Consider the following 13,293-nt stretch of genomic DNA (forward strand, 5'->3'; position numbering starts at 1 on the left):
CCTACCTGCCGGCCCGGATCAGCGCCGCCGCCCGCTCCGCCACCATGATGACGGCGGGCTGGATGTTGGTGGAGGGCACCAGCGGCATCACCGAGGCATCGGCCACCCGCAGCCCCTCGATGCCACGCAGCCGGAGCTGCGGGTCGAGCACGGCGGCGTCGTCGCTGCCCATCCGGCAGGTGCCGCAGGGGTGGTAGACGGTGGTGCCGGCGGCGCGGATATGCGCCAGCAGCGTCTCCTCGTCATCCTGGCCCCGGGGCGGCGCGATCTCCTCCTCCACCAGCCCGGCGAAGGGCGCGGTGCGGCCGATGCGGCGGCCAAGCCTTGCCGCCTCCAGCATCACCCGCTGATCGCCCGGCGCGGTGAGATAGTTGGCGAGGATGAGCGGCTTGTCCTCCGGCGCCGGGCTGCGCAGCCGGATCTCGCCGCGGCTGTCGGGGCGGCACTGGCCGAAATTGATCATCATCCCCGGCGTCTTCGGCAGCACGTAGCCCGCGCCGGCGAGGCTGAAGTTGATGAACTGGTACTGCACCTCCGCCTCCTCGGCGCCCGGTGTCACGCGGGCGAAGGCGGTGGCCTCCGTGGCGCCCACCGCCAGCGGGCCGCTGCGCCGCAGCGCGTAGCCCAGCGCCGTCCAGCCCAGGCGCAGCGGGTTGGCCATGATCTCGTTCACCGTGCCGGCCGGGCGGGTGCGGAAGGCGAGGCGGGCGATCAGGTGGTCCTGGAGGTTCTTGCCCACGCCCGCGCTGTGCACCCGCGTCTCGATGCCGAAGGCGCCGAGCGCCGCGCCATCGCCGATGCCGGAGAGCATCAGCAGCTTCGGCGTGGCGATGGCGCCGGCGGAGAGCACCACCTCGCGCGCCGCGTGGAATTCCACCTCGCCGGTCTCTCCTTCGCGCCGCGCGGCGACGCCGATGGCGCGGCCCTCGCGCAGCAGCACGCGCCGCACCTCGATGCCGGTCAGCACGCGCAGGTTGGGCCGGCCGCGCGCCGGTTGCAGGAAGGCGCGCGCGGTGCTCATCCGCCGGCCGCCGCGCACGTTCATCTGGATCGGCATGACGCCGTCGAGCGGGCCGTCATTCATGTCGGCGTTGCGCGGCAGGCCGAGCGCGGCGCAGGCCTCGATGAAGGCGGCCGCGCCCTGGGAGAGCCGCCGCACCTGGCTGACCGGCAGCGGCCCGCCCTGGCCGCGCGTCTCGCCGGGCGGCCCCTGCCAGTCCTCCATGCGCCGGAAATAGGGGAGCACGTCCTCATAGGACCAGCCGCGTGCGCCCGCCTGCGCCCAGCGGTCGAAATCGTGCGGCGAGCCGCGCAGGAAGACCAGCCCGTTGACCGAGCCGGAGCCGCCCAGCACGCGGCCGCGCGGCCAGTTGATGCTGCGGCCGTTCAGCTCCGCCTCCGGCTCGGTCGCGAACTTGCAGTCGTAGCGGCCGCTGGCGAAGAGGCGGGCATAGCCGGCCGGCACATGGATCCAGATGTCCCGGTCCTCCGGCCCCGCCTCCAGCAGCAGCACGCGGACCGAAGGATCCTCCGAAAGCCGCGCCGCCAGCACGCATCCGGCGGAACCGCCGCCGACGATGATGTAGTCCGCAACCTCGTCCACGCGCCTATCCCTCAGGTCATCATCATGCCGCCGGCCACGTCCACGACTTGGCCGGTGACGAAGGAAGCCTCCTCCGAGGCGAGGTAGAGCGCAAGGTCGGCCACCTCCTCCGGCCGTCCGAGGCGGCGCAGCGGCGTGGCCGCCACCTGGCCCGCATTCACCGCCTCGTCCACCGTGCGGATCAGCGGCGTGTCGATCCGCCCGGGAGCGATGGCGTTGACGCGGATGCCGTCCGGCCCCAGCTCGCCCGCGAGGTGCTTGGTGAGGCCGATCAGCGCCGCCTTGGTCGCGGCGTAGTGCGCGCCCACCACCACGGAATAGGTGCGCCCCGCGACCGAGGACATGTTGAGGATGCAGCCGCGCCGCGCCGCGCGCATCGCCGGGGTGAGCAGGCGGATGGCGTTGAAGCAGCCATTGAGGTTGACGCCGACGACGCGCTGCCATTCCTCCGGCGCCATCTCCCACACCGCATGGGCGCGGCCCTCGTGCTTGGGCGAGATGCCGGCATTGTTCACCAGCGTGTCGAAATGGCCGCCGAGCGATTCCTCCAGCGCGGCGACGGCGGCGCCGAGCGCGGCATAGTCGGAGACATCCGCGCAGGCGGGGGCGGCGATGCCGCCGGCGGCGCGGATGCGCTGCGCCATCGCCCCGGCGCGCGCCGCATCGGCATCGAGCACACCGACCCGGGCGCCGCGCCGCGCGAAGGCCTCGGCGATGGCGCCGCCGATGCCCTGGCCGGCGCCCGTGACCAGCACGCGGCAGCCCGCATGGCTCGGCCGGCACGCGAGATCCTGCTCCATGTCCTGCTCCTCAGATGCCGAGATAGGCGCGGCGCACATGGTCGTCGCGCAGCAGGGCGGCCCCGGTGTCGGTCATGACGATCTCGCCATTCTCCAGCACATAGCCGCGGTCGGCGAGGCTGAGGGTGCGGAACACGTTCTGCTCCACCAGCAGCACGGTGACGCCGGTGGCCACGATGCGCTCCACCACGTCAAACACCTGCTTCACGATGATGGGCGCCAGGCCGAGCGAGGGCTCGTCGAACATCAGCAGCTTCGGCCGCGCCATCAGCCCGCGCGCGATCGCCACCATCTGCTGCTCGCCGCCCGAGAGGGAGCCCGCATGCTGCTCCAGCTTCTCCCGCACACGGGGGAAGAGATCCATCACCTCGTCCATCGTCTGCGCCATGCGGCCGCGCGCATGCGGCGTGTAGGCGCCCATCCGCAGATTGTCGCGCACCGTCATGAAGGGAAAGAGCTGGCGCCCCTCGGGGATCAGGGTGATGCCGCGCGCCACCACCTCGTGCGGCGTGAGGCGGCCGATCTCCTCCCCCTCGAAGGTGATGCGGCCCGCGGTGGGGCGCACCAGCCCGGCGATGGTGCGCAGCGTGGTCGTCTTGCCCGCGCCGTTGGCGCCGACGATGGTGACGACCTCGCCTGCGCCCACCGTGACGTCGATGCCGTGCAGGATGGTGGTGCGGCCATAGCCGGCCCGCACCTCATGCAGAGTGAGCATGGACGAAATCCTCCCCCAGATAGGCCTCGACGACGACCGGGTCTCGCACCACCTCCTGCGGCCGCCCCTCGGCGATGACGCGGCCCGAGTTCAGCACCACCACGCGGTCCGACAGCGCCATGATCGCCTGCATCACATGCTCGATGGCGATGATGCTGACGCCGCTGTCGCGGATCGATTCGACCAGGCGGATGGCGCGCTGCACATCGGTCTGGTTGAGGCCGGCCATCACCTCGTCGAGCAGCAGGATGCGCGGCTCCATCGCCATGACGCGGGCGATCTCCAGCCGCTTCAGCCCGCCGATGGTGAGGGAGCGCGCCTCCACGTCGCGCTGCGCCCAGAGGCCCATGCGGTGCGCCGTCTCCAGCGCCTTCTCGCGCGCCGCGGCGCGGCCGGGATGGTGGTGGAAGGCGCCGATCATGATGTTCTCCAGCACCGTCATCGCCGCGAAAGGCTGCACGATCTGGAAGGTGCGGCCGACGCCGGCGCGGGCGAAGGCATGCGGCGTGGCCGGGCGGATGAAGCCTTCGCCCTCGACGCGGATGCGCACGATGCCGCTCTCGGGCGCCAGGAAGCCCGAGAGCTGGTTGAACAGCGTGGTCTTGCCGGCGCCGTTGGGGCCGATGATGCCGAGCACCTCGCCCTGCCGCAGGGAGAGGCTGACATCCTGCGTCACCGCCAGCCCGCCGAAATGCTTGTGCAGGTGCTCGGCCACCAGGATGGGCTCGCCGATCTCGCGGCGGATGTCCTCCCGCGCGGTGGCCGGCACCGTGGCGGGCGCGGCGGGCTCCGCCGCGTCGGCGCTGCCCTTGGGCGCGCGCCGGAACAGGCCCACCAGCCCGTCCGGCACGAACAGCACGATCAGCACCAGCACCGTGCCGTAGACGAAGCCGTGCAGGCCGAGCGCCGAGGCGCCGAGCCAGCCGCGCGCCAGCTCCGTCAGCGGCACCACCAGCAGGGTGCCGAGCAGCGGGCCCATGACGGTGCCGATGCCGCCGATCAGCGCGAACATCGCGATTTGCACGGAGAAGGCGAGCGAGAACATCGCCTCCGGCTCGATGAAGGTGAGGTACATGCCGTGGAAGGTGCCGACCATCGAGGTCAGTGCCGCCGAGAGCGCCACGGCGTAGAGCCGCACCCGCAGCGTATCGACCCCCGCCGCCGCCGCCGCCGGCTCCCGCTCGCGCGTGGCGACGAGGTAGTAGCCGAAGCGCGCGTGGCGGAGCCAGGCGGTGACGCCCAGCGTCAGCAGCAGCAGGCCGAAGGCGATCAGCAGCGAGGGCCAGCGCTCGAAGAAGATCATCCATTCCCAGCCGGTCTGCAGCGGCACCATCAGCCCCACGGCGCCGCCGGTCAGGCCGGTGAAGTGCAGCGCCAGCAGCCGGATGACCTGCAGGAAGGCGATGGTGGCCAGCGCGAAGAACGGCCCGCGCAGCCGGAAGCAGGGCAGGCCGATGGCGACCCCCACCATGGCCGAGATGGCGGCACCCCCCAGCATGCCGAGCCAGGGCGAGACGCCGAGCGGCACCAGCAGCCCCGCCGTGTAGGCGCCGATGCCGTAGAAGATGGCGTGGCCGAGCGAGAGCTGCCCGGCGAAGCCGCCGACGATGTTCCAGGCCGTGGCCAGCGCGCCGTAGAGGCAGATGGTGATGAAGACGTGGAAGACGAAATCGTCGCCGATCAGCAGCGGTACGAGGAAGATCAGAGGCAGCAGCGCCAGGGCCGCCACCAGGCCCCGGTCCGGCCGGCGGGGCGCGCGGGCGGCGGGGAGGGCGAGGTCGCTCATGCGAGTCTCCTCATTCCGAGCCGCGGCCCAGGCCGAACAGGCCGGTCGGCCGGAACAGCAGGATCAGGATGAACAGTCCGAAGATCACCACCTCCTTCAGGTCGGGGGCGATGTAGAAGGCGCTGAGGCTGTCCACGAGGCCGATCAGCAGCGCGCCGATGAAGGCGCCGTGCAGGCTGCCCATGCCGCCCAGCACCACCACGACGAAGGCGGTGAGCACGAAATAGGTGCCGACGGTGGGGGAGGCGGGATAGATCGGCGCCACCAGCGCCGCCGCCAGCCCGACACAGGCGGCGCCGATGCCGAAGGTGATGATGTAGATGCGCTTGACGTCCACGCCCATCAGCTGCGCGGCGGCGCGGTGCTGCGCCGTGGCGCGGATGGCGCGGCCGAGATAGGTGCGCTCCATGAACAGGTGCAGCGCGCCGACCACGACGATGCCGCAGACGAACATCACCAGCTGGCCGATCAGGATGCGGAAGGGGCCGAAGGTGAGGGAGTCCCGCACGCCGCTCGAAGGGGTGGCGTAGAGATCGGCGCCGAAGACCAGCAGCGCCAGGTTGATCAGCGCGGTGGAGAGGCCGACGGTCGCGAAGATCTGCACATGCGCGTCGCGCGCATCCAGCAGCGGCTGCAGGATGAAGCGCTGGATCAGCACGCCGATGACGAACAGCACCAGCACCAGCGGCGGCGCCAGCACGTAGGGGTGCAGGCCAAGCTGGGAGGTGCCCAGCCAGGTCAGGTACATGCCGACCATCAGCAGCTCGCCATGCGCGAAGTTGACCAGGCGGATGATGCCGAAGATCAGCGTGAGGCCAACGCTGATGATGGCGAACAGCCCGCCCAGCATCAGCCCGTTGAGGACGAGCTGCACGAAGGTTTCCATGGACGCTCCTCTTGCCGTGCCCTTGGGCCGTGCGTTTCGCGGGCGCCGCCGGGCGCCCGCGGTTCCGGCGTCAGCCGCTTTGGCGTCAGCGGCGCAGGCGCAGCTCGGACACCGCCGCCTCGGGCGGATAGACGGTGACGAGGCGGCCATCCTGCCATTGCAGCCCCATCATCTTGGCGCGCTCGTTCTGCCCGTCGGGGCCGAACTTCACGCCCCAGCCTTCCGGCGTGGTGCCGTCCGGCACGTCCACCGCCGCGACCGCGGCGCGGATGTCGTCCGCCGCGAGGGACTTCGCCGCGGCGATGGCGTCGAGGAAGACCTTGGCGCCCACATAGTTGCCGAGGCTGTGGCCCGAGCGCGGCTCCATGCCGTACTTGGCGCGGTAGGCGGCGACGAAATCCTCGATGCCCGGCGCCGCCTTCGGGTTGATGGCGTACTGGGTGAAGTCGACGTTCAGCACGCCGTCCATCACCTCCGGCCCCACCGCCTGCATCGTCTCGCGCAGCGAATAGCCGCCGCCGCCGCCGATGATGGCGCGCGGCCTGAAATTGGCCTCGCGCGCCTGGCGGAAGAACAGCACGGTGTCGTTCTGGTAGGAGGTCTGCAGCACCACATCGGCCTTCGCCGCCTGCAGCCGCAGGATCAGCGAGGACATGTCGACGATGTTGGCGGGATAGGGCAGGGTCTCGACGATGGTGAGGCCGCGCTCCTTCGCGTAGCTCGCCTGGAAGCGGCCCACCGTGGTGCCGTAGAGGCTGTCCTCGTGGATGATGGCGATGCGCAGCGCCTTCGGCTCCACCGAGAAGGCGGGGGCCACGGAGTTCACCACCATCTCGATCGAGCGCTCCGCCATGTTCCGCGCGGTGGGGTTGGTGCGGAACAGGTAGCGGAACTTGCGCTCGGTGATGGAATCGGAGACCGCGCCCATCTCGAAATAGGGGATGCGCGCCAGCTCGGCCACCTGGCTCGCCACTTGGCTGCGGGCGGAGGAGTAGGTGCCGAAGATGGCCTTCACCTGGGCCACCGAGATCAGCCGGCGGGCCTCGGCCACGGCCTGGTTGTTGTCCACCGCGTCGCCGCGCACCAGGGTGATCTTCTCGCCCTTGATGCCGCCGGCGGCGTTGCGCTCCTCCACCGCCAGCTCCAGCCCGCGCCAGCTCTCGTCGCCGAGCACGGCCAGCTCGCCGCTGAAGGGGTAGAGCGCGCCGAGGCGGATCTCCGCCTGCGCCGCGCCGGCCCCGAGGCCGATGCCGAGCCCGGCCAGAAGGCCGAGCGCCACCCTGCGTGTCGTCCTGAACATTCTTGTTTCCCTCCCCAGTCGTTGCGCCCGCCGGCGCGGCTCAGCCGTCGCCGGGCCGCAGCAGGATCTTCACGGCGTCCTTGCGTCGGGCCATCTCGAAGCCGCGCGGCCCTTCTCGCAGCGGCAGCCGGTGCGTGATCATCAGGGCGAGTTGCGCCCGGTGCGCCGGGTCCGCCAGCAGCGCCAGCACGCGCGGCCAGGCGGCCCAGCTTGTGTCGTGCGCGGCGCGGAGCTGGTGCTTGTTGCGCACCATGGTCGTCACCGGCAGTTCCAGGGAGCGCGAATGGATGCCGGTGATCACCAGCACACCGCTCGAGCGCAGCACCGACAGCCCCTCGGTGATCGAGGCGGTGACGCCGGTGGCCTCGATCACGCGGTCCACCTTCTCGCCGAAGCAGGCCTGCACCGCGGCGGCCAGGCTCGTGCCTGCCAGGTCGGCCGTGTGGCCGATGCCCATGCGGCGCGCGCAGTCGAGCCGCAGCGTGTCGTCGAAGCCGGCGAGCAGCACCCGCGCGCCGCGCTGCTGCGCCATCCAGGCGATGCCGAGGCCGATCGGCCCCGGGCCCAGCACCAGCACGGCGTCGCCGGGGCTGATCTCCGCCACCTCCACCGCGTTGTCGGCGATGCTGAGGGGCTCGCACAGCGCGCCCATCTCGGCATCGACCCCGTCGGGCAGGCGGAAGCAGTGGGAGGCGGGGGCCACCACATGCGCCGCGAAGCCGCCATCGCAGTGCAGGCCGAGGATGCGGCGCGCCTGGCAGTCCTGGTTGCGCCCCTCGCAGCAGGCGCGGCACTGGCCGCAGCCGATGGTGGGCCAGGCGGTTACCGCGTCGCCAGGGGCGAAGCCTTCCACACCCGCTCCCACCGCCGTCACATGGCCGGCGAATTCATGCCCCAGCGTGAAGGGCATGTGGGGCGCCATGAACTCGTAGCCCGGCGTCCATTCATAGGCATGGATGTCGCTGCCGCAGATGCCGGCGGCGGCGACGCGGATGCCGATCTCGCCCGGCCCCGGCGCGGCGGGGGGTCGTACCTCCTGCGCTTCAAGCCCGGGTGCGGCACGGGTCTTGCGGAGCGCGAGCATGGCGTCAGGGGCGCAAGGATGTGGCGCGGGAGCCGTGGCGGCGGCCGGCGGAGGCCGGGCGCAAGGTGACGGCCCGATCCACGCCCGGCCGGGCGTGCGCGGCGGTGTCCATGGACTTCTTCCTTCCCTGGTCACGACGCTTGTTATGCGTCATTTGATATAACACTGAGGACGTTACGCGGGGCATGTCAATCGTGAACACGTTGCCGAGCCGGCCTGCCGCCATCGACCCTGCCGCCGACGGCCCTGTCCGCCGCATCCCGCGCGACAGCCTGAGCGAGCGCGCCTACCAGGAGGTGCGCGCGGCCCTGATGCTCAGCCGCCTGCGGCCGGGGGAGAAGCTGCTGCTGCGGCCGTTGGCGGCACGGCTCGGCATCAGCGCCACGCCGGTGCGGGAGGCGCTGCTGCGGCTGGTCTCCGAGCAGGCGCTGCAGATGGACGAGCGCGGCACGGTGGTGGTGCCGAGCATCGGCCGCGAGCGTTTCCTGGAGATCCGCGCGCTGCGCTGCGATCTCGAGGGCCAGGCCGGCGCCGCGGCCGCCGCGCGCGCCACCCCGGAGGCGATCGGGGCGCTGGCGGCGATCCATGCCAGGCTGCTGGAGGCCGAGGCGCGTGGCGACTTCCCCACGGCGCTGCACTGCAATGAGCAGTTCCATTTCGGCCTGTGCCGGCTCGCCGACATGCCGGTGCTGCTGGGTCTCGTCGAGATCCTGTGGATGCAGTGTGGCCCGCTGCTCAGCCATCTCTATGCGGGCGGCCCGCAGAACCGGCCGCGGCACGGGCATCTGGAGGCGCTGGAAGGGCTGCGGCGGCAGGATGCGGCGATGGTGCGCGCCGCGGTGGTGCAGGATATCGAGGAAGGCGGCCGGCCGCTGCTCGACTTCCTGGGCCGGGAATAAGCCCCGCCCGCCGCGCCGGGCGGGCGGGGCCTCGGATCAGGCCTTGGCGGCCTTGCGCTTGCTCTTCTTCATCGCCGCGAAGGCGGCATCGCGCAGCGCGGGAGAAGGCTTGAAGCGCACCGTGGCGCCAGCCTTCACCGCAACCTTCTCGCCGGTGCGGGGATTCATCGCGGTGCGCTTCGGCGTCTCACGCACGATAAAGGCGCCAAAGTCAGGAATCGTGAAGCGGCCATTCTTCACGATCTCGCCCTTGATCGCCTCGATGATGTCGCCGGCCAGGGCGTTCGCGCCCACGCCGGTGATCTCGATCGAATTCTGGATGGCATCGGCCAGAAACTTCTTCGACATTCGCTGCCCTTTCGCGGAAGGCCCCACCCAAAGCACAGGCCGCGCCCGGCGTGAAGTCCTCAATGTGCCTGTCATTGAAAGAAACCGTCTTGATGGCGGTGTCCGCGCCGCCCAACCTCCCGCACGATTGGAAGAAGGGCCGCGAGATGAAGAAACTGATCAACGACCCGCGCCGCGTGGTGCGGGAAATGCTGGAGGGGCTGGTCGCGCTCTGCCCGGATCAGGCGCTGCTGGCCGAGGCCGACGTGGTGGTGCGCGCGGCGCGCGCCGCGCCGGAGGCACGGCCCGTCGCGGTGCTCTCGGGGGGCGGCGCGGGGCATGAGCCGGCCCATGCCGGCTATGTCGGCGCCGGCCTGCTGGATGCGGCGGTCGCCGGCGATGTCTTCACCTCGCCCAGCACCGATGCGGTGCTGGCCGCCATCCGCGCCGTCGCCGGGCCGGCGGGCGCGCTGCTGGTGGTGAAGAACTACACGGGCGACCGGCTGAATTTCGGCCTCGCCGCCGAGCTGGCGCGCGCCGAGGGCATTCCCGCCGAGATCGTCGTGGTGGCCGACGACGTGGCGCTGCGCGACACGGTGCCGCCGGAGCGGCGGCGCGGCATTGCCGGCACGGTGCTGGTGCACAAGATCGCCGGCGCCGCCGCCGCGCGCGGCCTGGGGCTGGAGGAGGTGGCGGCGCAGGCGCGCGCGGCCTCGGCGGCGCTGGGCTCGATGGGTGTCGCGCTCGGCGCCTGCACCGTGCCCGCCGCCGGCCGCCCCGGCTTCGCGCTGGAGGAGGGCGCGGTGGAGCTGGGCCTCGGCATCCATGGCGAGCAAGGCGTCAGCCGCGAGGCCCTGCAGCCGGCCGACGCGCTGGTGGAGACGCTGCTCGGGCGCATCCTGGCCGATCTCGGCACGGAGCCGAGGGCGCGGGTCGTGCTGCTGGTCAACGGGCTGGGCGGCACGCCGCCGATGGAGCTGGCCATCGTCGCCCGCGCCGCGCTGGCCGGGCTGCGCGCGCGCGGCCTGGTGGTGGAGCGCGCCTGGTGCGGCAACTACCTCACCGCCATCGAGATGCCGGGCTGCTCGCTCTCCGTGATGCAGGTGGACGATGCGCGGCTGGCGCTGCTCGACGCCCCCGCCGCCGCGCCGGCCTGGACGGGCGATGGCCGCGTCGCGCCGCCCAACATCCTGCCCGCCCCGCCGGCGGCGCCAGCCGCGCCGCCGCCAGAACCCGGCCCGCTGGCCCCCGCGATCGGTGCCGCCCTCCTCCGCGTCGCGGCGGCGCTGGAGGCCGCGGAGCCGGAGCTGACCGCGCTGGACAGCGCCGCCGGCGATGGCGACCTCGGCATCAGCATGGCGCGCGGCGCGGCGGCGCTCCGCGCCCTGCCGGAAGGCGCCCACGCCAACCCCGCCGAAATGCTGGCCGAGGCCGGGCAGGCGCTGCGCCGCGCCATCGCCGGCAGCTCCGGGCCGTTCTACGCGGTCGCGCTGCTGCGGGCGGCGCGTGCCCTGGAAGGGCAGGCCAGCCCCGACGCCGCCGCCTGGGCCGGCGCCTTCCGCGCGGCGGCCGATGCCATCGGCGCGCTGGGCGGCGCCAGGGCCGGCGACCGCACCATGCTGGACGCGCTGCTGCCGGCGGCCGAGGCCTTCGAGCAATCCGCCGGCCAGGGCCTCGGCCCCGCCTGGGGGGCGGCGCTGGCGGCGGCCGAGGCCGGGCTGCGCGCCACGCAGGAGATGACGCCGCGTCTCGGCCGCGCTTCCTACCTGGGCGCGCGCGCGCTGGGCACGCCCGATGCCGGCGCCGCGGCGGTGCTGGTGTGGATGCGCGCCCTGGCGCGCTGAGCCCGGGCCGTCCGGGGAGGGGGTCCGGGGCGCGAGGCACGAGGGCCTGGCCCTGTGTCGCGCGGGGCGCGCTAAGCTGGGCCGTTGGGTCAACCGACGCGCCCGGGCGCCGTTATGGCTTGCGGGGGCGCTGGGTCGCCCCCCTGGTCCTTCGGGGCCGGGACCTTGCTTCCGGAGCGCTGTATCGTGTCCATTCAGTCTTGCCCGGCCGGTCGCCCCGCCTGGCCATCGGCCCTGGTATTGTCCCTCGCCCTGTCGCTGCCGGCCGTGCCCGCCCAGGCGCAGGAAGCGGAAACCGGCACCACGCCCCTGGCGGAGCGCGAAACCCTCGCCAAGGGCACCGCCTTCCGCGTCCTCGGCCAGGATGTGAAGGGCGTGACCGGCATCGTGGTCGGCCAGGTGGTGAACGTCCTGGTGGACGAGGCCGGCCAGCCCCGCGCCGCCGTGCTGGACTATGGCGGCTTCCTCGGCGTGGGGCGGCGGCGCATCGCCGTGTCCTGGTCGGTGCTGCGCTTCACGCCGGAGGGCATCCAGCTGTCGCTGAGCCGTGACCAGCTGAAGAATTTTCCTGAGTACAAGGAGGGCGAGGCGGTGCAGATGGCCTTGCAGCCGGCCGCACCCCCTGCGGCTAGGCCCGCATCGGACGCCCCGGCCCCGGTCCCCGCCCCGGCGCCCGCAGCACGGTCCGGTGCGCCGTCCACCCCGGACGCGGCGGTTCCAAAATCTCCCCCGGAGCCGGCCCCGGGCCAAGACCCGGCGAAGGAGCCGCCACCCGCCGCGCCGCCCAGCCCCGGCAAGGCGGAATAGGCGCGCATGGCTGCCGAACGCAGCAGGCGCGGCCTCGACTGGCTGAACTTCTTCGTCGCGGATGTGCAGACCGGCTTCGGCCCGTTTGTCGCCGTCTATCTGACGACGCAGGCCTGGACGGAGGTGCAGATCGGCTTCGCCCTCAGCCTGGGCACCATGACGGCGATGATCAGCCAGGTGCCGGCCGGCGCCCTGGTCGACGCCGTGTACGACAAGCGGCGCACCGCCATCCTGGCGCTGCTGGCCATCGCCACGGCGGCGGTCCTGCTGGCGGCCTGGCCTTCCACCCTGCCGGTGCTGCTCTCTGAGGTGCTGCACGGCTTTGCCAGCTGCGTGCTCACGCCCTCCATCGCCGCCATCAGCCTGGCGCTGGTGGGCCGGGCGAGGCTGGGGGAGCGGCTCGGGCGCAATACGCGCTTCGCCGCACTGGGGGGCGCCATCGCCGCGGGCGTGATGGGGCTGGTGGGCACCTATCTCTCCCCGGCCGCCGTGTTCTGGCTGACGGCGGCGCTGGCCGTGCCGAGCCTGCTCTGCCTGCTCAGCATCCGCCCCGCCGACCTCGCCGCCAATGTGGCGGCGGCGCACGCGCAGCAGGAGAGGAAGGGGCGGGGTCTGCTGGACCTGCTGCGGGACCGCGGCATCCTGGTCTTCGCCGCCTGCTGCGCGCTGTTCACCCTGTCCAACGCCGCCATGCTGCCGCTGGCCGGCACGGCGGTGACGCGCCAGTCCGGCGAGGAGGCGAGCCTGATCATCGCCGCCTCCATCGTTGTGCCGCAGCTCGTGGTGGTGGCCATCTCGCCCTCGGTGGGGTGGCTGGCGGAGGCGCGCGGCCGGCGGCTGGTGCTGATGGTGGGCTTCAGCATGCTGCCGCTGCGCGGCGCGCTGCTGGCGCTGGTGGAGGCGCCGGTCGGGCTGATCTTCGTGCAGGCGCTGGACGGCATCAGCGCCGCGACGCTGAACGTGATGCTGCCGCTGATTGCCGCCGACCTGACGCGGGGCAGCAACCGCTTCAACCTGTGCATGGGGCTGTTCGGCCTGTCGGTCGGGATCGGCGGCACCATCAGCACCAGCCTGGCGGGGGCCGTGGCGAGCTGGATCAGCCCGGGCGTGGCCTTCGCCATGCTGGGGGTGATCGGCCTGCTCTGCGTGCTGCTGGTATGGCTGGCGATGCCCGAGACGCGGGAAGAGACGCCCGAAGGGGCCGCCCAACCGGCGTGAAGTCTGGCGGCGCGGAAGGCCGGG

12 protein-coding genes are annotated in these 13,293 nt (G+C 72.5%); 4 read left to right on the forward strand and 8 right to left on the reverse strand.

Features of this window, described 5'->3' with window-relative positions; genetic code table 11:
• Window position 1 precedes the first annotated feature (1 nt).
• The 7 genes from CR165_RS12030 to CR165_RS12060 all read right to left on the reverse strand — a co-directional run bounded on the left by CR165_RS12030 (window position 2) and on the right by CR165_RS12060 (window position 8,174).
• Complete coding sequence (locus CR165_RS12030; RefSeq protein ID WP_109517240.1) at window positions 2-1,603, reverse strand: GMC family oxidoreductase; 1,602 nt, start codon at window positions 1,601-1,603, stop codon at window positions 2-4.
• Between the two features lie 11 nt (window positions 1,604-1,614).
• Window positions 1,615-2,403, reverse strand: a complete 789-nt coding sequence (gene fabG / locus CR165_RS12035; protein WP_109517241.1) for a 3-oxoacyl-ACP reductase FabG — start codon at window positions 2,401-2,403, stop codon at window positions 1,615-1,617.
• 10 nt (window positions 2,404-2,413) lie between these two features.
• Window positions 2,414-3,118 carry an ABC transporter ATP-binding protein gene (locus CR165_RS12040; protein WP_109517242.1) on the reverse strand — a complete coding sequence of 235 codons (705 nt, stop codon included), beginning with the start codon at window positions 3,116-3,118 and terminating at the stop codon, window positions 2,414-2,416.
• A complete protein-coding gene (locus CR165_RS12045) occupies window positions 3,102-4,904 on the reverse strand; it encodes a branched-chain amino acid ABC transporter ATP-binding protein/permease (RefSeq protein ID WP_109517243.1) in 1,803 nt (600 codons plus the stop codon). The genes CR165_RS12040 and CR165_RS12045 overlap by 17 nt, the downstream gene beginning before the upstream one ends.
• A gap of 10 nt (window positions 4,905-4,914) precedes the next feature.
• On the reverse strand, window positions 4,915-5,790 hold the full coding sequence (locus CR165_RS12050; RefSeq protein ID WP_109517244.1) for a branched-chain amino acid ABC transporter permease: 876 nt from the start codon (window positions 5,788-5,790) through the stop codon (window positions 4,915-4,917).
• A gap of 85 nt (window positions 5,791-5,875) precedes the next feature.
• Window positions 5,876-7,090: an ABC transporter substrate-binding protein gene (locus tag CR165_RS12055; protein WP_109517245.1), complete on the reverse strand. Its 1,215-nt coding sequence runs from the start codon at window positions 7,088-7,090 to the stop codon at window positions 5,876-5,878.
• 40 nt (window positions 7,091-7,130) lie between these two features.
• Window positions 7,131-8,174 (reverse strand): zinc-dependent alcohol dehydrogenase, encoded by a 1,044-nt coding sequence (locus CR165_RS12060; RefSeq protein ID WP_109517246.1) that lies wholly within the window; start codon window positions 8,172-8,174, stop codon window positions 7,131-7,133.
• Window positions 8,175-8,359: 185 nt separating this feature from the next.
• Here CR165_RS12060 and CR165_RS12065 point away from each other — a divergent pair, with 185 nt between their 5' ends.
• The gene (locus CR165_RS12065; protein ID WP_109517247.1) at window positions 8,360-9,073 is read left to right on the forward strand and encodes a GntR family transcriptional regulator; all 714 of its coding nucleotides are present in this window, start codon (window positions 8,360-8,362) and stop codon (window positions 9,071-9,073) included.
• A 36-nt stretch (window positions 9,074-9,109) separates the two neighbouring features.
• Here CR165_RS12065 and CR165_RS12070 read toward each other — a convergent pair whose 3' ends face one another.
• Complete coding sequence (locus tag CR165_RS12070) at window positions 9,110-9,421, reverse strand: HU family DNA-binding protein (protein WP_109517248.1); 312 nt, start codon at window positions 9,419-9,421, stop codon at window positions 9,110-9,112.
• A 146-nt stretch (window positions 9,422-9,567) separates the two neighbouring features.
• Here CR165_RS12070 and CR165_RS12075 point away from each other — a divergent pair, with 146 nt between their 5' ends.
• From CR165_RS12075 to CR165_RS12085, 3 genes are all read left to right on the forward strand, one after another.
• On the forward strand, window positions 9,568-11,244 hold the full coding sequence (locus CR165_RS12075) for a dihydroxyacetone kinase family protein (protein ID WP_109517418.1): 1,677 nt from the start codon (window positions 9,568-9,570) through the stop codon (window positions 11,242-11,244).
• A gap of 186 nt (window positions 11,245-11,430) precedes the next feature.
• Window positions 11,431-12,051: a PRC-barrel domain-containing protein gene (locus CR165_RS25635; RefSeq protein ID WP_181378131.1), complete on the forward strand. Its 621-nt coding sequence runs from the start codon at window positions 11,431-11,433 to the stop codon at window positions 12,049-12,051.
• Window positions 12,052-12,057: 6 nt separating this feature from the next.
• A complete protein-coding gene (locus CR165_RS12085) occupies window positions 12,058-13,269 on the forward strand; it encodes an MFS transporter (protein ID WP_109517250.1) in 1,212 nt (403 codons plus the stop codon).
• Window positions 13,270-13,293: the final 24 nt, after the last annotated feature.

The sequence above is a fragment of the Teichococcus aestuarii genome (assembly GCF_003116135.1).
Classification (GTDB): Bacteria; Pseudomonadota; Alphaproteobacteria; order Acetobacterales; family Acetobacteraceae; genus Pseudoroseomonas; species Pseudoroseomonas aestuarii.